Origin of the sequence: Ruegeria lacuscaerulensis, from assembly GCF_013033355.1 — a bacterium.
GTDB lineage: Bacteria > Pseudomonadota > Alphaproteobacteria > Rhodobacterales > Rhodobacteraceae > Ruegeria > Ruegeria lacuscaerulensis_A.
The window spans coordinates 264164-289133 of the sequence record NZ_WQDY01000003.1 but is presented as its reverse complement, the minus strand read 5'-3'; the positions used below and the strand labels follow the sequence as shown (position 1 = coordinate 289133).

18 protein-coding genes are annotated in these 24970 nt (G+C 57.8%); 4 read left to right on the top strand and 14 right to left on the bottom strand.

Translation table 11 applies throughout. The annotated features are described in order from the left end of the window. Window positions 1-8 precede the first annotated feature (8 nt). The 5 genes from GOW48_RS07550 to GOW48_RS07530 all read right to left on the bottom strand — a co-directional run bounded on the left by GOW48_RS07550 (window position 9) and on the right by GOW48_RS07530 (window position 7831). On the bottom strand, window positions 9-1406 hold the full coding sequence (locus GOW48_RS07550) for an amidase (protein WP_170752643.1): 1398 nt from the start codon (window positions 1404-1406) through the stop codon (window positions 9-11). Between the two features lie 184 nt (window positions 1407-1590). Then, entirely contained in the window at window positions 1591-2715 is a 1125-nt protein-coding gene (prfB, locus tag GOW48_RS07545) for a peptide chain release factor 2 (RefSeq protein ID WP_170752641.1), read from the bottom strand. 83 nt (window positions 2716-2798) lie between these two features. Continuing rightward, window positions 2799-5285, bottom strand: coding sequence for a penicillin-binding protein 1A (locus GOW48_RS07540; RefSeq protein ID WP_170354485.1), 2487 nt, complete (start codon window positions 5283-5285; stop codon window positions 2799-2801). A gap of 95 nt (window positions 5286-5380) precedes the next feature. Continuing rightward, window positions 5381-6601, bottom strand: a complete 1221-nt coding sequence (locus GOW48_RS07535; protein WP_170752639.1) for an N-acetylmuramoyl-L-alanine amidase — start codon at window positions 6599-6601, stop codon at window positions 5381-5383. A 66-nt stretch (window positions 6602-6667) separates the two neighbouring features. Next, window positions 6668-7831, bottom strand: coding sequence for a pyridoxal phosphate-dependent aminotransferase (locus GOW48_RS07530; protein WP_170752637.1), 1164 nt, complete (start codon window positions 7829-7831; stop codon window positions 6668-6670). On the opposite strand from GOW48_RS07530, the gene GOW48_RS07525 reads away from it, so the two are divergent. Both GOW48_RS07525 and GOW48_RS07520 read left to right on the top strand, forming a co-directional pair. Beyond that, window positions 7830-9212, top strand: coding sequence for a M48 family metalloprotease (locus tag GOW48_RS07525; RefSeq protein ID WP_170752635.1), 1383 nt, complete (start codon window positions 7830-7832; stop codon window positions 9210-9212). The genes GOW48_RS07530 and GOW48_RS07525 overlap by 2 nt on opposite strands. After that, entirely contained in the window at window positions 9209-9967 is a 759-nt protein-coding gene (locus tag GOW48_RS07520; protein ID WP_170752633.1) for a DsbA family protein, read from the top strand. Before GOW48_RS07525 ends, GOW48_RS07520 begins: the two co-directional genes overlap by 4 nt. Window positions 9968-10009: 42 nt before the next feature. On the opposite strand, the gene GOW48_RS07515 is transcribed toward GOW48_RS07520, so the two are convergent. The 4 genes from GOW48_RS07515 to hemA all read right to left on the bottom strand — a co-directional run bounded on the left by GOW48_RS07515 (window position 10010) and on the right by hemA (window position 14530). Beyond that, window positions 10010-10678, bottom strand: coding sequence for a DUF1194 domain-containing protein (locus tag GOW48_RS07515; protein WP_170752631.1), 669 nt, complete (start codon window positions 10676-10678; stop codon window positions 10010-10012). A gap of 93 nt (window positions 10679-10771) precedes the next feature. Continuing rightward, window positions 10772-11893, bottom strand: a complete 1122-nt coding sequence (gene ispG / locus GOW48_RS07510; RefSeq protein WP_170752629.1) for a flavodoxin-dependent (E)-4-hydroxy-3-methylbut-2-enyl-diphosphate synthase — start codon at window positions 11891-11893, stop codon at window positions 10772-10774. Window positions 11894-11964: 71 nt separating this feature from the next. Beyond that, window positions 11965-13179 (bottom strand): helix-turn-helix domain-containing protein, encoded by a 1215-nt coding sequence (locus tag GOW48_RS07505; RefSeq protein ID WP_170354492.1) that lies wholly within the window; start codon window positions 13177-13179, stop codon window positions 11965-11967. A 127-nt stretch (window positions 13180-13306) separates the two neighbouring features. Beyond that, window positions 13307-14530, bottom strand: a complete 1224-nt coding sequence (hemA, locus tag GOW48_RS07500; protein ID WP_170752627.1) for a 5-aminolevulinate synthase — start codon at window positions 14528-14530, stop codon at window positions 13307-13309. 311 nt (window positions 14531-14841) lie between these two features. On the opposite strand from hemA, the gene GOW48_RS07495 reads away from it, so the two are divergent. Beyond that, the gene (locus tag GOW48_RS07495; RefSeq protein WP_170752625.1) at window positions 14842-16227 is read left to right on the top strand and encodes a M20/M25/M40 family metallo-hydrolase; all 1386 of its coding nucleotides are present in this window, start codon (window positions 14842-14844) and stop codon (window positions 16225-16227) included. Window positions 16228-16364: 137 nt separating this feature from the next. Here GOW48_RS07495 and lpdA read toward each other — a convergent pair whose 3' ends face one another. After that, window positions 16365-17759 carry a dihydrolipoyl dehydrogenase gene (gene lpdA / locus GOW48_RS07490; protein ID WP_170752623.1) on the bottom strand — a complete coding sequence of 465 codons (1395 nt, stop codon included), beginning with the start codon at window positions 17757-17759 and terminating at the stop codon, window positions 16365-16367. Window positions 17760-17976: 217 nt separating this feature from the next. On the opposite strand from lpdA, the gene GOW48_RS07485 reads away from it, so the two are divergent. Beyond that, entirely contained in the window at window positions 17977-18411 is a 435-nt protein-coding gene (locus tag GOW48_RS07485) for a hypothetical protein (protein ID WP_170752621.1), read from the top strand. Here the strand turns inward: GOW48_RS07485 and GOW48_RS07480 are convergent. From GOW48_RS07480 to GOW48_RS07465, 4 genes are all read right to left on the bottom strand, one after another. Continuing rightward, complete coding sequence (locus GOW48_RS07480; RefSeq protein ID WP_170752620.1) at window positions 18408-18983, bottom strand: DUF924 family protein; 576 nt, start codon at window positions 18981-18983, stop codon at window positions 18408-18410. The genes GOW48_RS07485 and GOW48_RS07480 overlap by 4 nt on opposite strands. A 109-nt stretch (window positions 18984-19092) precedes the next feature. After that, on the bottom strand, window positions 19093-20376 hold the full coding sequence (locus GOW48_RS07475) for an MFS transporter (protein WP_170354497.1): 1284 nt from the start codon (window positions 20374-20376) through the stop codon (window positions 19093-19095). Between the two features lie 109 nt (window positions 20377-20485). After that, on the bottom strand, window positions 20486-21535 hold the full coding sequence (gene queA, locus GOW48_RS07470; protein WP_170752617.1) for a tRNA preQ1(34) S-adenosylmethionine ribosyltransferase-isomerase QueA: 1050 nt from the start codon (window positions 21533-21535) through the stop codon (window positions 20486-20488). Window positions 21536-21579: 44 nt separating this feature from the next. After that, window positions 21580-24969 carry a YhdP family protein gene (locus GOW48_RS07465; RefSeq protein ID WP_331251751.1) on the bottom strand — a complete coding sequence of 1130 codons (3390 nt, stop codon included), beginning with the start codon at window positions 24967-24969 and terminating at the stop codon, window positions 21580-21582. Window position 24970: the final 1 nt, after the last annotated feature.

The window sequence follows — 24970 nt, the reverse complement described above, 5'->3', positions numbered from 1 at the left end:
GTCGCTTATTAGCTGGCGGGTCTTTTTTGTGGCCACTCAGTCGCCGCATGATAGGCAGCCCCGATTGACAAAAGCTTTGCGTCCTTGCCGCGCGGACCGAAAATCTGCATCCCCATCGGCACGCCTGCTGGGCCAAACCCCGCCGGCACTGACAGGCACGGCAAGCCAATCAGGCTCACTGGCAGAACAACCTCCATCCAACGGTGGTAAGTATCCATTTTGGTGCCAGCGATCTCAGTCGGATACGGCGTTTCGATCTCGAAAGGCCAGACTTGCGCGGATGGCAGGATCAGCGCGTCATAGGTGTTGAACATTCCAAGAGCGTGCCGGAACCATTCTGAACGCATCTCACTGGCGCGGTGAACCTGCATTGCGGTCAAGGCAAGCCCCCGATCCAGTTCCCATTGCGCCGTGTCTTTCAACATTGATCTATGCTCGGTCAGAGGGGCAAGGCTGGCGGCTATGCTCCATGATCTAAGCACCGTCCAGCTTTCCCACAGACGCTCGGCTTCGAAATCAGGCACGACTTCATCGACCTGTGCCCCCAACCCGGCAAGAACGGACACTGCATCCCGACAAAGGTCCGCTATCCCGTCTTCGAACGGATAGGCTCCGCCCCAATCGCCAAGCCAACCAATACGAACCCCTGTCAGGTCTTGTGCCTGAACTGGCCCAACGGGCTCAGGTTTCACACTGTAGGGCTGTCGCGCGTCACGCTCGGATATTACATCCAAAAGCAGGCCCAAATCTTCGGGGCAACGCGCCATCGGGCCGAGGGTCGAAAGCTGATGCAGAAACGCGTCTCCGACTGGTTCGGACGGAACCCTCCCCAAGCTTGGTCTAAACCCGTAGACATTGTTCCACGCGGCGGGATTTCGCAAACTACCCATCATGTCCGAGCCATCCGCCAGCGCCACCATACCGGACGCCAAAGCAACCGCCGCGCCACCAGAAGATCCACCGCAAGTTCGTGATGAATCATACGGGTTGCGCGTGGCGCCATAAACGGGGTTGAACGTGTGTGACCCCAATCCGAATTCGGGCGTGTTGGTCTTTCCGATCAAAATCGCTCCGGCCGCCCGCATCCGGGCAGCGATCATGTCATCCTTCTGAGGGATATGATCACGAAACAACGGCGACCCTTGGGTCGACACAACCCCGGCCACATTGACCAAGTCTTTGACCGCGATCGGAACCCCATGCAGAGGACCCCGCTTCGCCCCTTTGTCCAGCTCAGCCGCCTCTGCCAGCAGATCGCCCTGGTCCCGCAATCCAACTATGGCGTTTAAATCGCCATTCACCGCTGCTATGCGGTCCAACGTGGCACGCATCACTTCAGACGCAGAGACCCGCCCCTCGGACAATTCGGTCACCAACGCGGTTGCGGTAATCTGGCTTAGGTTCATTCGGATCTCTTCGGCTGACAGGTCACACTGACTCGATCAGCCTATCCGGGGCTTATCCCCATTTAAACCCACTGTTTAGATGTATCTTTTCCAGCAGCAACTACACGGGGATCGACTTCATCTGGCCAAAAATATCTCGGGGGAGTCGCGCATCGCGCGGCGGGGGCAGAGCCCCCTGCCCGGCTTAGTCGCCCTGCGCCTCGGACCGGGACTTTCCAGCCACATCCAGCGCCAAAGTTGCCGCCATGAACCCATCCAGATCCCCATCCAACACACCCTTTGTGTCCGAGGTTTCATGGTTGGTCCGCAGGTCCTTTACCATCTGGTAAGGCTGCAACACGTAAGACCGGATCTGGTTACCCCAGCCCGCATCACCTTTGGCTTCATGAGCGGCGTTGATATCGGCGTTCCGGCGGTCCAGCTCTTGCTGGTACAGGCGCGACTTCAGCGCTTTCATGGCGATATCGCGGTTCTGGTGCTGCGACTTTTCGGAACTGGTCACAACGATACCGGTGGGAATGTGCGTGATCCGCACCGCCGAGTCCGTGGTGTTCACGTGCTGACCACCCGCACCTGACGACCGATAGGTATCAATCCGAATATCCGCCGGATTCACCTCAATCTCGATATTGTCATCAACCACGGGATAGACCCAGACCGAACTGAACGATGTATGCCGCTTGGCCGCCGAGTCGTAGGGCGAAATTCGCACCAAACGGTGCACACCGCTTTCCGACTTCAACCAGCCATACGCATTGTGACCGGAAATCTTGTAGGCCGCCGATTTGATCCCGGCCTCTTCACCTGCGGTCTCGGACTGCAGTTCAACCGTATAGCCCTTTTTCTCGGCCCAGCGGACATACATCCGCGCCAGCATCGAGGCCCAGTCGCAGCTTTCCGTCCCCCCCGCGCCCGAGTTGATTTCGAGGAACGTGTCGTTGCTGTCGGCCTCGCCGTCCAGCAGCGCCTCAAGCTCTTTCTTGGCGGCTTTTTCGCCAAGCGCCTTGATCGCCCCCTCGGCGTCGGCGACGACCTCGTCATCTTCTTCCATTTCGCCCAACTCGATCAGCTCAATATTGTCGCTGAGATCGGTCTTGATGGTTTCATAGGTTTCGATGGCATCGACCAGCATCTGCCGCTCGCGCATCAGCTTCTGTGCGTTCTCGGGGTTGTCCCACAGGTTGGGGTCTTCAACACGCGCGTTGAATTCCTCAAGACGATGAGGTGCGGTTTCATAGTCCATACGCTGCGCCAGCAGCTCCAGCGACTTTTCGATTTCCGCCACGATATTCTGGGTTTCGGCGCGCATGGTTACGTCCCAACTTGCTTGATCAGTGCTGCGTGATAGCAAGAGCATGGGACCGCTACAAGTCAGAGCGGCCCTTAAAGATTTCAGTAAAGCCCGCCGCCCTGCAGATCACCCTGGCTGGCGTTGGGGCCAACAGTGATCGTATCACCGGTCGATGTCGTCACCTGTCGGCCCGAGCTGGCCTCTTCGAACAAAGGCAGGTCCGAGCCCATCGCAAACCCACCATCGTAAACCCGGTCGATAAAGCCATCCACACCATCGCGGAAATACTCGGCGACGACATAATCACCGGTCGCGTCCGCAGGCAGGCGCGCCCCGCTGAAGCGGTCGATTTTGATGAAATGGCCACCCTCAGGCACTTCGAACGGACCGCCACCATACTTCTCGGTGGCATGTTCCATGAAACTCTGGAACACCGGGCCGCACATTGTCCCCCCATAGGCACCTCTACCCATCGGACGCGGGCGGTCATACCCAATGTAGCACCCGGCCACGATGTTCGAGGTGAAACCGATAAACCATGCATCCTTGGATTCGTTGGTCGTACCGGTTTTGCCAGCCGTTGGCACCGGCAGGTTTACATGAGCAGATGCAGTCCCACGATCCACAACACCTTTCATCATCGACGTCAGCTGATACGCGGTGATGGCGTCCATGACCTGCCAGCGGTCGGTCTCGATGGTGGGTGACTCGTCAGGCTCCAACCATGCCGAGTTGCAATCCAGACACTGCCGATCGTCATGGCGATAGATCGTCTTGCCGAACCGATCCTGAATGCGATCGACCAGAGTGGGCTCGACCCGCTCACCACCATTCGCAAACATCGCGTAGGCGGCGACCATTTTGTAAAGCGTCGTCTCCTCTGACCCCAGCGAGTTCGCAAGGAATGCGCCCATCCGGTCATAAACTCCAAACCGTTCGGCATAGCCCGCAACCACGGGCATCGTGACTTCTTGCGCCAAACGGATGGTCATCAGGTTCCGCGACTGTTCAATCCCTGTACGCAAGGGCGTCGGGCCGTAGAATTTGTTCGACGAGTTCTTGGGCCGCCACAGACCTTGCGGCGTGTTCACCTCGATCGGGGCGTCCACAACAATGGTTGCTGGGCTGTAGCCACTGTCCAGCGCGGCGGCATAGACGAAGGGTTTGAAGCTCGATCCCGGCTGTCGTTGCGCCTGCGTGGCGCGGTTGAATACCGAGTCTTGATATGAAAACCCACCCTGCATCGCCAGAACACGACCCGAGTTCACGTCCATGGCCACAAAGCCGCCTTGTACTTCGGGCACCTGTCGGGCGGACCACTGTCCTTCCTCGCCGGCCATCACCAAGATGACGTCGCCGCGCTTGAAATTGTCAAAGAAGTTGCCCTGCATCCATTGAATATCCGAACGTGGAACCGTGCCGTCTGCCGGGCCGTTTTCAATTCCTACGGTCAGAGCTTGCTCGGCCACGTTCAGCACAACGGCCGGATACCATTGCGTCGGCAGTTCCACATCGCGGGGGATTTCCATCGCGGCCAGCGCCTCGCGCCATTGTGCCTCATCCGACAGGGCATCCTCAGCAATCACCTCACCGGTACCGCGCCATTTCCCGCGCGACCGGTCGTATTTCTGCAGCGCTGTGCGCAAAGCCTTGGCGGCCTCGACCTGCATTTCCTCGTCCACCGAGGCTCGGACGGTGAAGCCGCCGGTAAAGAACTCACCCTCTCCGAAATCCTCGCTCAGCTGACGGCGGATTTCGTCGGTGAAATAGTCACGCGGCGGCAACGCGGTACGGAAGCTTTCGAAATCGCCGTTCTGGACCGAACGCAACGGTTGCGCGACCTCGGCCTCATAGGTGGCCTTGTCGATATAGCCGTTCTGGTTCATCTCGCGCAGAACATAGTCGCGGCGCGCCAGCAGGCGATCTTTCTGACGGACCGGGTGGTAATCCGAGGGCGCTTTGGGCATCGCGGCCAAAGTCGCGGCCTCATGCGGGGCCAGTTCCTGCAACGTCTTGTTAAAATAGGTCTGGGCAGCGGCGGTCACACCATACGAGTTCTGGCCCAGAAAGATCTCATTCATATAGAGTTCGAGAATCTGTTCCTTGTCCAATGTATCCTCAAGCCGGGTGGCGAGGATGATTTCCTTGATCTTGCGCTCGGCGCGACGGTCGCCGGACAGCAGGAAGTTCTTCATCACCTGTTGGGTGATGGTCGACGCACCACGCACGTTTTCACCCTTGGATTTCACCGCCTCAACACCCGCAGCAATGATCCCGCGCGGATCATAGCCCTGATGCGTGTAGAAGTTCTTATCCTCGGCCGAGATAAACGCCTGTTTCACAAGATCGGGAATTTCCTCGGACGGCGTGAACAAGCGGCGTTCTTGCGCGAATTCGTCGATCAAATGGCCTTCGCCCGAATAGATCCGACTGATCGTGGGCGGTTTGTACTGCGCCAGCGATTCATGGCTGGGCAGGTCGCGCCCATACATCCAGAAGATCGCGCCAATCACCAGCGCGGCCATGAAAACACCAAGGGTCACGAGGCTGAAGATCGCCCCGAAGATTGAAAATATGAAACGGATCACGTCACTGCCTTTTGCTCGCGGTGCGGTCTATATAAGGGCGCGCCTGCTCTGGGTCAAAACACGATGACCCATATTAGCCGGATTACGCCGTAGGGTCACTGACCAATCAGGGACCGCCGGATCACATCCTGCTGACGCCAATCCTCTAGCCCGTCACGGATCCCCCGCGCCATGCCCATGCGCCATTCGGGATCTACTATGTTTTTCAGGTCTCTGGGACTGGACAGAAAGCCCAGTTCGATCAGAACCGAAGGGATATCGGCCGCCTTAAGCACTGAAAACGACGCTGTTCTGATTGGATGGCTGTTCATCGGTCCGCCTTGCTGAGCCATTCCGTTGGCCAAAGCCCCCGCCAACGCATCTGTGCGTGGACGGGTTTCCTGACGCGCTAAATCCAGCAAAACATCCGCCACCTGATCGTCCGCACCACTCAGATCAATACCCGAGATCAGGTCGGCACGATCGTGCCGTTCGGCCAGTTTGTGACTGGCCACATCCGAGGCGTCTTGGGACAAGGTATAAACAGCGGCACCATGTGCGCGGCCTTCTGACAGGATATCCGCGTGCAGCGAGATGAACACATCCGCCCCCGCCCTGTGCGCAAGCGCAATGCGCCGCTCGAGCGACACGAAATGGTCGTCTGTCCGCGTCAGGATCACCTCATACCCGCCTTGACGCAGCAAAAGCTCGCGCAGTTCGCGGGCAAAAGTCAGCATGAGGGACTTTTCGTTCACGCCCTGAACCTCGGCCCCCGGATCAATACCGCCATGTCCGGGGTCCAACATGACACGCAGCGGACGCGGACCGTCATTGGGGTGAGCGTCGGGTAAATCAGCGGCTTCCGGCAGATCCCATCCCGGTTGTCGCGGTGCGCCGGCACTGATGGCAAAGGTTTCCGCAGTCGATCGCTTAAGGCGCAAAGATAACTCAGCGGCTCCGGACGCGGAATCAATCCGCAGGCCCGCCGTATCGACGACCATTGGCGCGCCAAGCTCCAGCACCATCCGAGACCACCCCGGCACATAGGCCCCGAATTGCACAGACGTCACGCGATCCGCCTGCAGAAGGCTGTCGCTCTCAAGCCCGGTCCAATCGACCTCTTTGAAATCAAGGACGACGCGATAGGGGTTTTCCAGAGTGAACACCCGATACGGCACACCCTGGCTGAGACCAAGCTGTACACGAACCCCAGCCTGCCCATCATTTTGGACATGGCTGTTTGCAGGTTCAATCCGGGCCAATGCGCTGAAATCATGCGCAAAGGCTGAACCTGCAAGCGCGCAGATGAGCGCTATGGCAAAAAATATCCTGCTCATGGCCTCGAGTTTTCCCAAGATCGTTTGCGCACAAGACTAACCGACCTACGCCCACTTGTGAACGCCTTAGGCTTTGGCCTTGGACAATCCCCGCTCGGTCATGAAGCGCGCAAGTCGGCTTAGGCCTTCGGCGATATCATCGCTTGACCGCGCATACGAGAACCTCAAAGTCGTGTGGCCCCGCTGAGGGTCAAAATCCAAGCCCGGGGTCACGGCGACACCAGCCTTGTCCAGAATCTCGGCGGCGAAGGCTTGGCTGTCATTGGTTAGTTCAGAGACATCTGCATAAACATAGAATGCCCCGTCAGGAGGCGCGATATTTGTAAACCCTGCCTTGGGTAACCCTTCCAGCATCAACGCGCGATTTCTGCGGTATACATCCAGATTGGCTTGCAATTCCTCGTCGCAATCCATCGCGGCCAGCGCCGCCACCTGACTGGCATGCGGAGCACAGATAAACATGTTCTGGGCAATCCGTTCGACCACTCGCACCTGATCTTCGGGCACTACCATCCAACCGACGCGCCAACCTGTCATCGAGAAATATTTTGAGAAGGAATTGATCACATAGCACTCATCCGTCAGCTCCAGCGCAGTGACAGCCTTGGCCTCGTATTCCAGCCCGTGGTAAATCTCGTCACTGATGAACGAGGCCCCCTGCCCCTGCGCCGCCTCGATCAGCGCGCCCATTGCCGTGCGATCCAGCATTGTCCCGGTGGGATTTGCCGGAGACGCCACCATCAACCCTTGCAGGTCCAGCCCTGCAAAATCCGCCGGTACGGGCTGCAGCCGATTTTCCTGTGCAGTGGGCAGGTCGACCGGCACCAGCCCCAAAGCCTTCAAAATCTGCCTGTAAGATGGATAGCCCGGTGCGCCGATTCCAACCCGGTCTCCGCTGTCGAAAAGCGCGGTGAACGCCAATAAAAACCCCCCTGACGATCCGGGTGTGACCACCACCCGATCAGGGTTGAGGTCGACATCATACCATTCACCATACATCCGAGCGATGCGTTGACGCAGCGCAGGCATACCCAGCGCGACAGTGTAGCCCAGCGGCTCATGCTGCATCGCTTGGGTCAACGCGGCTGTCGCCCCCGTTGGGGCGCCGGTGCCAGGCTGGCCGACCTCCATGTGGATGATGGTGCGCCCGGCTTCTTCCGCTTTGCGCGCGGCCTCCATCACGTCCATCACAATAAACGGATCGACCCCGGACCGGGTTGAGTTTCGCATGCCCATCTCCCATGTTGCTGACATGGCTTTTGAACGTGTATCCAGGCTGGCGTCAATCCCGGCCCTGTTGCTGCTTGTAGCGACATGGGCCGCGACAGTTGTTCAATCCGCCGCGCAAAGCCTGATCCGCGACCCGGACATCGAATATGGCCTGCGAGAGTTGGCGTTTCCCGTGCTGCGTGCTGCGGGCTTGAACACCAACAGAGTTCAAATTCTGGTGGTGAATGACAGCACGTTCAACGCCTTTGTCATTGATTACAATACCATATATCTGAACTACGGCCTGATCCTTAACGTTGAGTCCCCCGAGATGCTGCAGGCCGTGATCGCCCACGAAGCCGCGCATATCGCCAATGGCCATCTGGCGCGCCGTGTTGAAAACCTAAAGGCCGCACAACGCAATTCGCAATTGGGAACAGCCCTTGCTTTGGTCGTCGCGGCCGCAGGCGGCGGCGAGGCTGCGGCTGGTATCGCCGCGGGCACATCAGGTTCAGCCTTGCGCAGCTTTCTGGGGCACACGCGGGCCGAAGAATCCTCGGCCGACCAAAGCGCTGCCAGCTACCTCAGGTGGGCTGGCATTTCACCAAGCGGCATGGTTGCCCTACACCAGAAATTCGCAGGGCAGGAGTTGCTGAGCGAGATCAACCAGGACCCTTATATGCGTTCGCATCCCACAAGCCGCGAACGCTTGCGGGCCGCCCAAACCTTTTTGGACGCGTTCGGGGATAGTGCGCTTCCAGATCAGAACGCCAATTATTGGTTTGCCCGTGTTAAAGGCAAACTATCCGCCTTTCTCAGATCCCCAAGCTGGACAATGCGCCGCGCCAAAGAGGAAACCGCTCAGGACATTCGCCTGATGCGCGAGGCCGCCGCCTATCACCAGGATCGGGACCTGAATAACGCGCGTGCTGCAATAAACGCAGCACTGGCTATCCGTCCTGACGATCCGTTTTACTACGAATTGAAAGGGCAGATCCTGCTTGAAAATCGGCAAGTGGAGGCAGCTGTCGCGGCATACCGCCACGCGGTCGAGATGACGCCCAATGATCCTTTAATTCTGGCAGGATACGGTCGCGCCCTTTTGGCGCATGGTGAAACGAAGAACGCCCTGCAAGTGCTTGAAAAGGCACGGGCAAGGGACTTCAAGAACGCGCGCCTACTACGCGATCTGGGCATTGCCTATTCACAAACCGGCAATACCGGCATGGCATCTACAGTCACCGCCGAACGATTTGCCTTGCAAGGCCAGCTGGCAGATGCAGGTATTCACGCAAGACGCGCCGTCGGGCAATTGCCCGAGGGATCCCCTGGTTGGCAACGCGCACAGGATGTGCTGATTGCCTCGGAACAAGCAGAAAAAAAGAAAAGGAAACGGAAATGATCCTCAGACATGCTGCACCGGCCCTTCTGGGTCTTTCCCTGATCACCGGTCCTGCACAGGCGCTGGACCTGAACGCCATGAGCGATGCCGAGAAAGAGCAGTTCGGCGCTCAGATTCGGGAATATCTTCTAGAAAACCCCGAAGTGATCATCGAAGCCATAAACGTACTTGAACAACGCAACGCCGTTGCCGAGGCCGCTGCCGACCAGGAACTGGTGGCCGTCAATGCAGATGAGTTGTTCAACGACGGCTATAGCTGGGTTGGCGGAAACCCGGACGGCGATATCACCCTTGTCGAGTTCATGGACTATCGGTGTGGCTATTGCCGTCGAGCCGTGCCTGAAGTGGCCGAATTGCTAGCCGAGGATGGCAACATCCGGTTTGTCATCAAAGAGTTTCCGATCCTCGGCGACGCGTCCGTCGTCTCGTCCCGCTTTGCCGTGGCGACAAAACACGTAGCTGGCGACGACGCCTATAAACAAGTCCACGACGCCTTGATGGAATTTGGCGGAGAGCCCAACGAAGTCACCCTGCGCCGCCTGTCAGATGGCCTTGGGCTGGACAGCGATGCAATCATGGAGGCGATGGACAGCGATCGTGTGACCGACGAGATCAATCAGACCCGTGAATTGGCGCGTCGGATGCAGATTTCGGGTACGCCCTCTTTCGTTTTGGGCTCAGAAATGCTGCGCGGCTACCTGACTGCCGATCAGATGCTGCAGATCGCAGACGCCGTGCGGGCCGAACAGGGTTAAGTTTGAACGCAGGCGGTGCGCATTTGTGCGCCGCCCTATCTCTTACCGATCGGCCACAGCCATCGGAATTTCACGCAGCAATTTACGCCGAAGCGCTGCAGCATAGTTCTCATACCCAGCGGCGATTTCCACAAACGCACCGTGCCCTGAAATGACGTGATCGAGGTAATAGGCCAGCACTTCGGGCTCGGCCCCTTCGATCACCAGTGCGTTCACGGTGACATCTTGCATCACCTGCATTTCGCGCGCGACATGGGGACGAAAGCCGTTGTTGTGTTTGCCGTCCCCCGACACATCAATGACGCGCCGACGGCAATCAGGCCCATAGTCGAACATCAACGCTCCGAACGCCACCGCCGGGCCGATGCCGGTTCCACCCGTTGCACTTCGAGGGGCCGCCAGCACTTCGGCGGCAATCGATTTTAACCCTGCCACCCCAGTGACCAGACGCCAGGCCGAAATCTGCGTCTGCTGTCGTGAGTCTGACCACTCATACACCATAAGCGCCACGCCACCGGGTTGGGCCGAAATTGCCGTTACCACGTCAGGGTCCAATAAGGCGGCGGCGACGCCATCGCGCTGCAACTGATGTTCGGCCTCATCGACGCTCCCCGACACATCCAACGCAAAGGCCAAGGCCAACTCACACGCACGCGCCGCGCCAATGGGGGCAGTCCACATCAGTAAAACAACGACGATTATAGCCTTCATAGCACCGACTTGGCCCCAGAACGGCGCGGCCTGTCAACACAGACCTCTTCACCCTGTCGAGAACCCCGGCCTGCCTGGAACCGCCTGGCTGCGCTATTCCGCAGCCTCAGCTGCCGCGTCCAGTTCGGCCGCTTTCATTTCGACCTGCTCAACGATGTGGTCGATCATCTGATCGTTCGACATCTTGTGGCTGGCTTTGCCCGCCAGATAGACCATGCCAGACCCCGCACCGCCGCCGGTAAAGCCAACATCGGTCATCAGCGCCTCACCGGGGCCGTTCACGACGCAGCCGATGATCGACAGGCTCATGGGTGTCTTGATGTGTTCCAGCCGCTGTTCCAGCGCTTCGACCGTCTTGATCACGTCGAACCCCTGCCGCGCACAAGACGGGCATGAGATGATGTTCACACCGCGATGGCGCAAGCCCAGAGATTTCAGGATCTCATAGCCCACCTTGACCTCTTCCACCGGGTCCGCGGACAGGCTGACGCGGATCGTATCGCCGATCCCCATCCACAGCAGATTGCCCAACCCAATGGCGGATTTGATGGTGCCGCTGACCAGCCCCCCAGCCTCGGTGATGCCCAGATGGATAGGGGCATCTGTGGCCTCGGCAATACCTTGATAGGCCGCCGCCGACAGGAACACGTCACTGGCCTTCACGCTGATCTTGAAGTTGTGAAAGTCGTTGTCTTCCAGAATGCGGATATGTTCGAGCCCGCTTTCGACCATCGCCTCGGGGCACGGCTCGCCGTATTTCTCAAGCAGGTGCTTCTCCAGCGACCCCGCATTGACCCCGATCCGTATCGAGCAATTGTGGTCGCGGGCGGCCTTGATCACCTCCTGCACGCGCTTTTCGTCGCCGATATTGCCCGGATTGATCCGCAGGCAGGCAGCTCCTGCCTCAGCAGCCTCAATGCCGCGTTTATAGTGGAAATGGATGTCGGCCACGATCGGTACAGGGCTTTCGCGCACGATCCCTTTCAACGCTTTCGAAGACGCCTCATCCGGGACCGAAACCCGCACGATATCCGCCCCTGCTTCGGCTGCGGCCTGCACTTGCGCCACCGTTGCTGCAACGTCGGTTGTCAGAGTGTTGGTCATGGTCTGCACGGCAATCGGGGCATCGCCGCCGATGGCAACATCGCCAACCATGATCTGACGGGATTTGCGGCGATAGATATTGCGCCACGGACGAACGTGATTGAGCGACATGGGAACAGGTCCAAGACAGACTAGGTTGCGCCTTTAGATAGTTCGCTTAACCCACTATCGCAATGGCTAGATCACTCAGATGCGGCAACAGGTTCCTGCGCCTGAAGCTCGGCCACAAGGCGCTTGAGCGCGCTGTTCTGCTCGGCTTCCAGATCCGCAACACTGTAGGTTTCGGCCACAGCGTCCTTGGATAGAATTACGCCTTTAGCAACTGTTCCCGGCGCGCCTACCGGGCCGAAGTGTTCACCGTTCATTGAAAAGTAAACAGAACCCGACGCGCCGGCCCGAAGTTGCGGAGGTTCTTCCGTCAGAGGCACCTCAAAAGTGTTGCCCTGCTCTACCGTTCCTAATGTGCCTTCGAAGATGATACTGCCATCCGCAGCAGTTACGCGCATCCACGAAGGATTCACAGCCACAATCTTCAGCGTCGTATCCAGCTTTTCAACAACCTGCGGCAAGGCGGGACGTTCGACCGTGTGCACCTCGGCCACTTCAATCTGAGGCGGCTCGGGCGGCTGGAATGTTCCAACTGTACGAGGGTCCAGCGTAGAAATCGGCGCGTCTCGGGCCACCAATACCGGCAGGTCCAACGCCTGGGGACGATACAGCCGGTCCAGAGCTTCAGCGCTTGGCAAATCGGTCGCCGCCACTTGTTCGTCTGGTGTCGCACTGCGCGCAACGTCCAACGGATCGAGGTCGGACAGAACAACAGGTGCTTGCTCAACCGGGCTGACTTGAACTTGCTGAATGCGGTTCAGCACCGCCCATCCGCCGTATCCTATGCCACATATTACAGCCAGCAAAACCAGCGAAGACCCGATTGCACGCGGCTCGATCTGGCTGACAAACGACTCACGTCCGGGAACAAACGGCGTGTTAGGAGAGGTAAAGGGATCGCGCCCCATGGGACCGCGCGCGGGCAGCCCTCCATTTGGTTTGCGTACAACCGATGCTTCGGCTGACATGCCATGGGCAACTTCAAACCCGCTTTCGGCACAAAAGGTGGCAAAGGTTTCATCCGGGTTCATACCCAGGTAACGCGCGTAAGATCTGACGTACCCTGCGATAAAACCCGGTGTATCAAACGCGTCAGGGTCAGCGTCTTCTATGGCTGCAATGTAGTTGGCTTTGATCCGCAGCTCGCGTTGGACATCCAGTAAGGACTTGCCCATCGTTGCGCGTTCCCCGCGCATCCGATCTCCCAGACTCACCTCGTAATCGTCAAAGCCCTTTGGCCGGACGTCGGTTTCATCTTCGGATTCGCGCTGAGATCTGCGCCCAATCATCCCTGCTGCCCCATTCTGCCTACGCGTGTTTCACGCAAGAACCGAATCAATCCTACACGATTCGGTCACTTCTTTTGTTAGCTTAAGCCTAACACGTGAAACACACGTTGCACACTTTGGCGTGAGGTTAACCTGCGAGTTCGGCGCGATTTAGCGCACAATGTGACCAAAGTTCGTCCATCGCCTGAACCAGACTGTTCATTTCATTGGGTCCGTGAACAGGTGACGGCGTAAACCGCAAGCGCTCCGTTCCGCGTGGAACGGTCGGGAAATTGATCGGCTGGACATAGATGCCAAAGTCATCCAGCAACATATCGCTCAGCTTCTTGGTGTGAACCGGGTTGCCAACAATCACCGGGACAATGTGACTGCCGTGGTCGATCAATGGAAGGCCCAACCCCTTGAGCCGCAGTTTGAGAATTTTGGCCTGCGTCTGGTGCTGCTCGCGCAGTTCAGGAGCATTCTTCAGATAAGCGACCGACGCCGCGGCACCCGCTGCGACGGCTGGCGGCAGAGACGTGGTAAAGATGAAACCCGGCGCGTAAGAACGCACTGCATCACACATTTTCGCGCTTGCCGCAATATAACCACCCATGACGCCAAAGGCTTTTGCCAGCGTGCCGTTGATGATGTCGATCCGGTGGGCCAGACGGTCCCGCTCGGTCACGCCACCGCCCCGAGGGCCATACATGCCTACCGCGTGGACCTCATCGATATATGTCAGAGCGCCAAACTCATCGGCGAGATCACAGATCTCTTCGATTGGACCAAAGTCACCATCCATCGAATAGACGGATTCGAACGCGATCAGCTTGGGTGCGGCAGGATCGTCGGCTTCAAGAAGTTCGCGCAGATGCGCAACGTCGTTGTGACGGAAAATACGTTTCGCCCCACCATTGCGGCGTACACCTTCGATCATCGAGGCGTGGTTCAAAGCATCCGAATAGATGATCAGCCCGGGGAACAGTTTGGGCAAAGTGCTCAGCGTCGCGTCGTTGGCGATATAAGCAGACGTGAACAGCAGCGCGGCTTCCTTGCCGTGCAAATCGGCCAGCTCGGCCTCAAGCTGTTTATGGTAAACCGTCGTACCCGAAATATTGCGTGTACCGCCTGAGCCGGCACCGGCGGACTCCACGGCCTCGTGCATGGCGTTCAGGACAACAAGGTTTTGCCCCATGCCAAGATAGTCGTTGCCGCACCATACCGTGATGTTTTGCTGGGACCCGTCTGGGCGGGTGTGAACCGCATGCGGGAAATGACCATTGCGACGTTCAATGTCGATGAAGGTCCGGTAGCGTCCTTCGTCGTGCAGCCTGGCAATCGCAGTATCGAGCTGAGCAGTATAGTCCACCGGTTTCTCCTTAACAGCCCAGCCAATCCACATTGACCGGACACATTCCACGACCCCGTTTTCGAACGACGCCGATGTGTTCCCAAGTGCTCGGACCATATAACCGAGTCCGGGAATGCTTATTTGATTTGCATCAAATATCGCTTCACTTGTGACGCGACAAGTAAAGTTACGGCTATCGGACGTGGGGAAACGACGCAGGGCAGCGCGCCATGTTTCCGATATTACCCAATATTCGCCTGCATATGGGCTGGACGGCGCCATCCGCGCTGATAGGGTTCGGCCATAAATCCCATTGGCAGGAGCCTTCCATGACGCTTGACGCAGTTCTGAACCGTATCGACGCCGATTTGCAAACCTCAATCGACCGCCTGATGGAGCTGTTGCGCATCCCCTCCATCTCGACGGATCCCGCGTTTGACGCTCAGGTCAGCCAGGCCGCCGATTGGTTGGTCGCCGATCTGAAAACAATCGGCATTCATGCCGAAAAGCGCGAAACAACAGGTCATCCGATGGTCGTTGGTCACATCGGAGAAGACAGAGACGCCCCTCATGTTCTCTTTTACGGGCATTATGATGTGCAGCCGGTGGACCCGTTAGACCTGTGGAACCGTGATCCGTTTGACCCCGCAATCGAAGACACAGAAAACGGCCCTGTCATCCGCGGTCGCGGATCATCTGACGACAAGGGCCAATTGATGACCTTTGTCGAAGCTTGTCGCGCGTGGAAAGCGGTGCACGGTACCCTGCCCTGTCGCATCACATTTTTCTTCGAAGGCGAGGAAGAGTCTGGCTCACCTTCTCTGGTGCCTTTCCTGCGCGAGAACGCCGCCGAATTGAAAGCCGACTTGGCTTTGGTCTGCGATACCTCGATGGTCTCACGCGGAGTGCCCTCGATTGCTTCGCAACTGCGCGGGATGCTCAAGGACGAATTCACCATCATTGGTCCGCGTATCGATCTGCACTCGGGGCATTACGGCGGCCCCGGTCTGAATCCACTGCGCGAATTGTCAAGGATCGTTGCTTCTTTCTATGACGACGCGTCCGGCCGCGTTGCTGTCGAAGGCTTTTATGATGGCGTCCACGAAGTTCCAGCTGACCAACTTCGTCAGTGGCAAGGCTGCGGGTTTGACGAGGAAGACTATCTTAACTCCGTGGGCTATTCTCAACCGCACGGTGAAAAAGGGTACTCAACACTCGAACAGCAATGGGCCCGGCCAACGCTCGAAGTCAACGGCCTGTGGGGGGGATACAACGGCGCAGGTTCAAAAACGGTGATTCCGTCACGCGCGCACTGCAAGATTACTTGTCGTCTGGTTGGCGACATGGATCCTGATGATTTGCGCAACAAAATCCGCAAACATGTCGAAGCCCGTCTGTCCGCCGACGCAAATGTCGAATGGGACAATGATCTGGAAGGCTCTCCAGCCTCGGTCATGAATCTAGAACGGCCTGAATTCGAAGCCGCCCGCGGCGCATTGTCTGATGAATGGGGCCGCGAAGCCGTGTTCACTGGTATGGGCGGCTCAATCCCTGTGGTCGGATATTTCAATACCGAGCTGGGTTTGGACTCGATGCTTGTCGGCTTTGCCAACGATGATGACGCAATTCACTCGCCGAATGAGAAATACGACGTCAAAAGCTTTCACAAAGGCATCCGGTCCTGGGCCCGCATCCTGGACGCGCTAACGCGCTAGGTTTTCAGCGAGGCTCTGCCTCGCGCTCCGAGGTATTTTTGGCCAGATGAATGAAGGATTCGTCTCTTCATCTGGCCGGAAATACCTCGGGGGAGTCGCCCAAAGGGCGGCGGGGGCAGCGCCCCCACCCTGGTCGATCACATGTGAATGACCTTGCCATAAGCGTCCAACACGCTTTCGTGCATCATTTCCGACAGGGTTGGATGCGGGAAAACCGTGTTCATCAGATCCTCTTCCGTGGTTTCCAACTGACGTCCGACCACGTAGCCCTGAATCAACTCTGTGACTTCTGCGCCGATCATGTGCGCGCCCAGCAATTCACCGGTTTTGGCGTCAAAGATGGTTTTGATCATCCCCTCTGGTTCACCTAACGCGATTGCTTTGCCATTTCCGATAAAGGGGAAGCGACCCACTTTGACGTCATAGCCCAGCTCTTTCGCCTTAGCTTCGGTATAGCCGACCGAGGCGACCTGCGGCTGGCAATAAGTACAACCCGCGATGCTTTCCGGTTTGACCGGATGCGCATGTTTGCCAGCGATCAACTCAGCAACCATGACGCCCTCATGGCTTGCCTTATGCGCCAACCAAGGCGCGCCCGCGATATCCCCGATCGCGTAAAGACCATCGACCCCGGTTCGGCAGAATTCATCCGTCACAACGTGGGTTCGGTCGATTTTGACACCCAAAGCCTCCAGCCCGAGATTTTCGACGTTACCAACGATTCCAACGGCCGAGATCACGGTGTCGAACTCGTGTTTTTCGACTTTACCTTTGACCTCAATATGCGCGGCAACCTTGCCCTTGGCGCGATCCAACTGCTTAACCATCGCTTTTTCCATGATGGTCATGCCCTGTTTGGTAAAAGCTTTCTTGGCAAAGGCGCTGATTTCCGCGTCCTCGACAGGCAATACGCGATCCATCACCTCGACCACGGTCGTATCAGCCCCAAGCGTGTTATAGAAGCTGGCGAATTCGATACCGATCGCGCCCGAACCGATAACCAAAAGCTTCTTCGGCATCCGTGGTGGCTGCAACGCGTGCTTGTAAGTCCAGACCAGATCACCGTCTGCTTCAAGCCCCGGCAGCTCGCGCGCGCGGGCGCCGGTGGCCAGAACGATGTTCTTGGCCGTCAGTTCTTCAGTTCCCTTTTCGGTTTTTACCGAAACCTTGCCCTTGGCGGGGATCGTCGCCTCGCCCATCACTACGGTCACTTTATTCTTTTTCAACAGGTGGCCAATGCCACCCGACAACTGGCCCGCGACTCCGCGTGATCGTTTAACCACCGCATCCAGATCATAGCCAATCTTCTCGGCCTTGAGGCCGAAATCCTTTGCCCGCTCCATCAAATGGAACACCTCAGACGAGCGCAGAAGCGCCTTGGTCGGGATGCATCCCCAGTTCAAGCAGATGCCGCCCAGATGCTCGCGCTCTACCACAGCAGCCTTCAGCCCAAGCTGCGCCGCACGAATGGCGGCCACATAGCCGCCAGGGCCGGCGCCAATTACGATAAGATCAAAAGATTTTGCAGCCATGTTTCCCTCTCGGCGCAGGTCGATGCAGAAATTAGTTCACCATTAAACTATATTTAGACATGCATCAACGAAATTGCCCGCGACATTACTAACGGCGGGTCAATTCGCGCTCATCGCGCATTTTTCAGCCTATACCGCACAGTTGCTAATGGCTAGAACATAGATACCGGGGCAACCCGACCCATTATTTTTTCACGACGAATTGGAATGACTTATCATGGCCAGAACACTCTCCGACCTGTTGCTTGCTATGTTGAACGCAACGCTGATCCTGGTGGCTTTGTGTCTGTTTTTGGGCTGGAAACTAGCATCGACCGTCGAAGGCGTCACGACAGCCTTCGCAGAGAACCTTCACATCGTTGCCCCGCTTAAAGACGAGGTTCAGGGCGTGCGCGGAGAATTGACGGCCTTGCGCAGCGAGCTTTCCTCGCTGCGAGACAATACAATCCTTTTCGACAGCGCCACAGCGCAACAGATTTCAGCGGCACTAGGTAAACTCGACGGGCTCGAAACTAAACTGCAAGCAGCTCAGACACGCATCGCAGACCTGACCGAAGCACCGGATGAGCTGATACAAACCGCTATTACAACCACGGCCGACGTTGCCGCCGACCGAATTATCGCTATCCGTGGGTGCGTACCGGGTAGTTAACCAGCAGCCTGCAATTCCCGCACCGTCGCCCCATAGCCACCCATGTCCACATAGGCTGCTTCGTGTTCGGTCATGGGGCGCGACAGCGCCTCGTTCCGATACGGGAAACGACCGAATTGGCGGATCACCTCACGATGGGCTCGGGCGTGCAACAGATTACTGGCATCGCCTTGGATGTTTTGACACATCAGTCGCACGCAGCGTTCCTGATCGCACAGGTTCTCAGAGTGCATCAGTGGCAGGTAGAAGAACTGCCTGGCGGGTTCGTCGATCCTAAGATCCCAACCCTTGTCGACGGCACATTTCGCGGCCGACAACGCCGCACGATCAGACGCAAACGCCTTGGCGCTGCCTCGGAACATGTTGCGCGGGAACTGATCCATCAGAATGATATAAGCCAGCGCGCCGCTGGGATAGGTAAGCCAAAGTGAGAACTTGCCCTCACTCGCGGCTTCCCACGTGGTCAGGAATTTTTCCCGGATTTCGGCATCCAGCGCCTCATCCTGCAGATACCAACCCTTGGGGCCGACTTCATCCAACCAATAACTCAGTACGTCTTCAGGCCCTGCCATTGCCCTTAACTCCGTATGTTCGCCTCCCCAGGGACGTAACGTCATTTAAGGGCGTTTTACAGATTTGTGACAGTAACATATTGCAACATTTACGCAATAATTCCGTGTTTTAGGCAACATTCTGCGTATCCTGCTCGGCCTCTGCCGCTTCCTCGGCAGCTTCGATGGCTACTTCCTGCGCGACCTCGAAGGCAACGGGCGAGGATGTTGGATAGATCGGAGACATTGTACCGGTCTCGTCGACGGGAATCGCGGCGCGCTGTGTCATGCGGTACATCGCATAAACAGCCGTCATGGCCAGCAACGCAGCAATGATCAGGAAAAAGCCCGGCGGTCCCAAGACTTTGTCCCCCATCAACCAACCTGTAATCAGCGGCCCCGAGATTGCGCCCATACCGTTAATGAACACCAGCCCTCCGGACGCAGCTGCCATATCTTCATGCTCCAGAAAGTCGTTCGTATGGGCGATCAGCATCGAGTAAAGCGGGTTAGACATGCCGCCAATGACAAAAGCCGAGACCAACAGGATCGGGAATGACACGCCGAACAGCATGCCACAGACCGCCCCGGCAGCCCCAGTGATCGCCACCAGCATGATCAGAAATCGCCTGTCCATCCGGTCCGAGAACCATCCCAGAGGGTATTGCAGCAGCACCGCTCCGACATAGAACGCAGCCACGAAGGTCGAGATTTCGGCCAACGACAAACCCGCCCGCGCGCCATAGACCGAAGCCATGCCAAACTGCGCCGAGAACACGCCGCCCAGAAGGAACATCCCAACACATCCCAACGGAGATTTCCCCATCAACTCGCGCAGGGTCATCGGTTTGGTGGTATCGAAGGCCGGTGTCGGCGAGATCGACAGCAGGATCGGTGCAAAAGAAACCGAAACCAGAATCGAGGCGATCACGAACGTCTCATAGCCGGACGGGTCACCAATCAGAACAAGCCCCTGCGCCGAGATGATCCCGGTCATCTGCACAATCATGTAAAGCGACAGTGCTTGCCCGCGGTTTTCGTTGTTGGCCGCGTTGTTCAGCCAGCTTTCAGCGGTGACATACACGCCAGAAAAGCAAAACCCGATCACCACCCGGCCCAGAATCCACGCAATCTCGTTGGTGAGCAGTGGATACATGATCATCACTGCCGAAATGAATGAGGCCAGCGCAGCAAAGACACGGACATGTCCGACGCGCCGGATCATCTCGGGCGCAAGGCGGGATCCGCCGAGGAATCCCACGAAATAGGCCGACATCACGAATGACATTTGGAGGGTCGAAAACCCCTCGATCTCGCCACGGACACCGAGGATCGTCCCCTGCAGGCCGTTGCCGATCATAAGAAGACCCATCCCAAGAAGAAGCGCCCATGCGCTGGAAAGGACCTGAATCATTGGGGCCTCCGAATTGTGCCAACCTGACGTTTAGGTTCGTTTTGATATGAAAGCGGGTATCCGTCGTGTTTGTCTACGACATTACGATGACGTGATCCCGACACTTACGTCACTTTGGGACCAGCAGCGACGCATCCCCATACGAGAAGAAGCGATATTTCTGTTCAATCGCATGGGCATAGACGTCGCGCATCCGATCTTGCCCCATCAATGCCGATACCAGCATCAACAATGTAGATTTCGGCAAGTGAAAGTTCGTCATCAACGCGTCGGTCACGTTGAACTGAAATCCTGGGTAGATGAAAATGTCTGTCTCACCTTCCCATGCCTGAATGTCGCCACCGCGCGCCGCGCTTTCGATCAGTCGTAAAGCCGTTGTGCCGACCGGGATCACCCGGCCACCAGCAGCCTTGGTGTCACGGATTTCTTGCGCGGCCGCTTCGCTGACCCGGCCCCATTCCGCATGCATCTTGTGAGTTGTTACATCCTCGACCTTGACCGGCAGGAAAGTCCCCGCCCCGACATGCAATGTAACATGAGTGATCGCCACGCCCCGCGCTTGAAGTGCCTGCATCACCGCCGAGTCGAAGTGCAACGATGCCGTAGGGGCCGCGACTGCGCCAGAATTGCGCGCCCAGATGGTTTGATAGTCGGTCTTGTCCTGTTCATCTGCCGGGCGCTTGGCAGCGATATAGTGCGGCAAAGGCATCGCTCCGGCCTGCTCCAGTGCGGTGTCGAAATCCTCACCCGTCAGGTTGAACCGCAGGTGGGCCTGCCCGTCTTCGACCCGGTCCAGCGTCGCGCTCAACTCATCCGAAAACCTGATATCCTCACCGGGTTTGACCTTTTTCAACGGCTTGATCAAAGCGGTCCATGTCCCATCCGCCTGCGGCTCCAGCAGGGTCGCCTCGATCGCGGCTGAGACCGGCCCCTGCGCACTGTCCCGATGACGGCGGCCGCTCAACCGTGCGGGGATCACGCGGGTGTCGTTCAGAACAAGGCGATCTCCGGGTTGCAGCCAGTCGGGCAGATCGAAAACATGCGCATCCGAAGTCTCGTCGCCGTTTGCAACCAACAGACGCGCCGATGACCGAGGGGTCGCAGGCCGCGTGGCAATCAAGTCTTCAGGCAGGTGGAAATCAAAATCGCTCAGTTTCATGCGCGCGCCTTACAAGGCCCCAGTGGATTCAGCAACAGCCCAATTCACCGATCGCCGGACGGAGACCCAAAGGTCTTTTTCGGCTTGTCGGGTCGAACGGGTTGCGCATTCGGGCCATCTACCACGGTCGGCGCCGGTGCACGTAACAGATTACGTAAAAACAAAGGGGCCAGACCGGACAGTGGATTGACCGACACTTTAGGCGCACTCAACGGGCCGGTAAGCGTATAGTTAAAGCCGATCACCCCTTCCCCCTTCTTGGTAAAAACACTGCCGATCGCGTTGACCAGGTAGATCGGCGAGATCGCCCCCCGCAGATTCAGAAGCCCGTTTGCCAGATCAACCGTACCGTCGAACGACAGCCCCATTGAGGGACCAACGGCGCTGCCACTTAGGACCTTGATCTCGGTCGGCGTAATTCGCATCCGACTTTCGATAGTCGAGAAAAAGATGCCTTGCCCGGCCATTTCGTCGATCAAACCGACAAGGCTGATGGCGTTCAGCAGCGCCGCCATCGCCGGAGCGTCGGTTATGCGGGTGTTCGAAATTTTCAGGTTGGCGTCGTAGTCGCTGCCGTTGCCTACTGGTTCCAATGTCATGGTCAAGGTCCCGCCGCGGGCCTGCGTAATCACCCCGGCAGATCGCAACGCCTCACCGGCATCTTCTGATGTCAATTCGACCGCGCTGCGTGCACCTCTGGGGGTGATAGTACCCCGAACCGGCGCAGCACCGTTGATACGTGCCGTGAACGCACCGGCGACGCCGCCCGTAGTTCGGAAGTCGCCTTTGAAACCCGTCAAGGCGATGCTGTCTGTCACTTGCAGGCGGTCCAATACCACATCCAGGTTCGGCCCGTTTCCAGCCCCTCCGCTGCCACTGCCGCCACTTCCTCCGAAGGTGGCCGCCCCAAGATTCATCACCCCGCCCTGTACCCGGATATCGGGCACGGATGCACCGCGGCTGACCAGTTCCGCCGGAACTGCAAGCCAGTTGCCCAGATCGAACGAGCTGAATTCGACCTTATCGAACTCACCACCCTCGCGGAACGAAATCGACGCGGTGCTGCGAAGTCCAGCCGCATCCAGTTTCAACGAGTTGACCCGCAGCTGATCGCCCAAGGTCGCGTCGAGGGTCATTGCGCCTTCGGTCCGACGGCCTTTGCTCCAACCCAGTTCGGGGATCGACAGGCCCACCCCCACTAGATCAGAAGTCGCGGTGAGTTCTATGGGCTCGCCCGCGCCGATGCCCAATGTGATGTCAGCCGTCCCTTCTCCGGTCAGCATCCCTTGCGGCAACCCGGCCTTCAACTCGGTCATCAGACGTGGAGACAGCTCGATTTCGCCTGAGAGTTCGCTGCGTTGCGGAGCTGCCCCTCCGATGGGCTGTCGCCATGTTGCATGCATTGGAACGTCGCCAAACAGGCCGTACCCTCCGATCTCGACGGCAGTCTGATCTCCGGACAGGGTCAGCCGGTCGGAGCTGACGACGAACCCCGGAACCAGACGATCGCTTTCCACGTTGTCTATGTCACCGGTAAAGTGGAACTCGGTGTCTTCGAACTTTAGCCCCTTCTTCATCGGCAGCGACAGCGTGCCTGAAAGGCTGACATCTCCTGCTGCAAGGTCTACCGGCAACCCGGCTTTACTCAGCAACTCCAGTGGCGGCAGATCCAGCAGCGACAGCGCGGCAGTGGCTTTACCCTTGGCCTTGATCCGCACAATCGCGGGCGAGTTCTTTTTAAGTGTCGTGTCAGGGATGATAAACGACGTCCCCGACGCATCCACGGCGCCACCCTGATCGGCGATCACAACGCCGCTTTCTGCCGAGGCCGTAAACCGGTTTTCCAACAAACTCACCCGCCCTTGCGCGTTCTGGATGGGCGGCAAGGTCTTGGCGTATCTTATCTTTGCGTTATCGAAACCGAACCCCAAATAGATATCTGGCTTAGTTTCAGGGCGCAGGCGCAGCGAGAATTCTACGCCCGAAAAATCGCCTTCGTACAGGTTCTCAGACACCCACAAGCGCGGCTTAGGAGCCAGAATTTCGGGCCAATAGTTTAGCAATCGGTCCGCGGTCATATTGTCCAGATCAGCATCCAGCGCCGCCACCCATCCGTCCGGGCGACCCAGCAAGCGCCCCGAGGCCCGCAGCGTATGACCAGCTTCGACAAGCGTCATTTGCCCCAGGCGCAATTCGAAAGGCAGGAGCTTCATCTGAAAGTCCAACTCAGCTCGGGCTGATTCCAACGATTCCGGGAAAAGACCACCGGGATAGATGTCGATGTCGTTCAGTTTCAACTGAGCGGTCAGGCTCTCTAGCGTACCATCTTCGATGCCCTCCAGAAACGCTTTGCCTTCAGCTTGAACCGCCCCGAGATCCGAGACCACGGATGCTTCGTTGAAGTCCAGTACGTGCTGGCTCGGGTCATAGGTGAAATATGTACGGGCCGAGTCGAACCGTATTGGGCGCGTCTCGGGCGTCGGCTGAACTGCACCCGCACCAAGGTTCAGTGTCGCGAATAGTGGGCCCAGAGACGCCTGGTCATCGACGCTGCCACGCAAAGATCCTGAAATCGGGGCTTTCAGAACCTGCAACCACGACAGGGCGAGGCTTTGCCCCGCTATATCTTCAGCTGGTAAGTCTGTGATCGAAAACCCGAAACTCGCCTGTGGGCTGCCTAGAAGGCTTGTGTAGTTTGCCTCAATCGAACTGGCATAGTCCCGCCCCGTCAGAACCGAAAACCCCGTGGCAAGGCGCATCTCTTCCCCATCGCGCGTTACGTTGATATGACCGCCATCAAACACCCAAGCCCGTCCCAGCCGCAGGTCTTGATAATCCAACGTCAGCGATTGCAGCTCGACCGAGCGCAAACCGGACAAGATCGGTGACAAGAACACGTCATCCGATTCTTCAATCAACTCGGCCAGCGTCGGCGCTTCTTGCACCGGAGAGCTGCCGGACCCGACCGTCAGCGACAGCGCTCCGTCCTTGTTACGCGTCAGCGCGATCTGCGCATCTTGCAGGATGATGCGGCGGGGCCGGATTTGCCCACGCAGAAGGCCCCGCATTGACAGGCGCGTGCGCAGATCTCCGACCTGAGCGATCTGTTGCCCGGTCGCGTCGCTGATCGTCACGTCACTTAATTTGAGGCGAGGAAGCCACTGCTCATTAACAAAAAACGTCGCCTCTCCAAACCTGACCTTCAAACCGCCCAACGTCTGATCCAGCCGATTTTCAGCCTGAGTGCGCATCCATTGCGGCGCGTGCAACTGGTGACCGATCAGAAAGAACCAACCGGCAACAGCCAACCCACCGAGTGTCAAAGTAACGCCAAGGGTCACATAGGCGGCCAACCGACGACGCGACCTGCGACGCCGAGGTGTCTGGCTCTGGTCTGCACTTTTTTCGTCGTGCTGCACCAAATTGCTATCCACG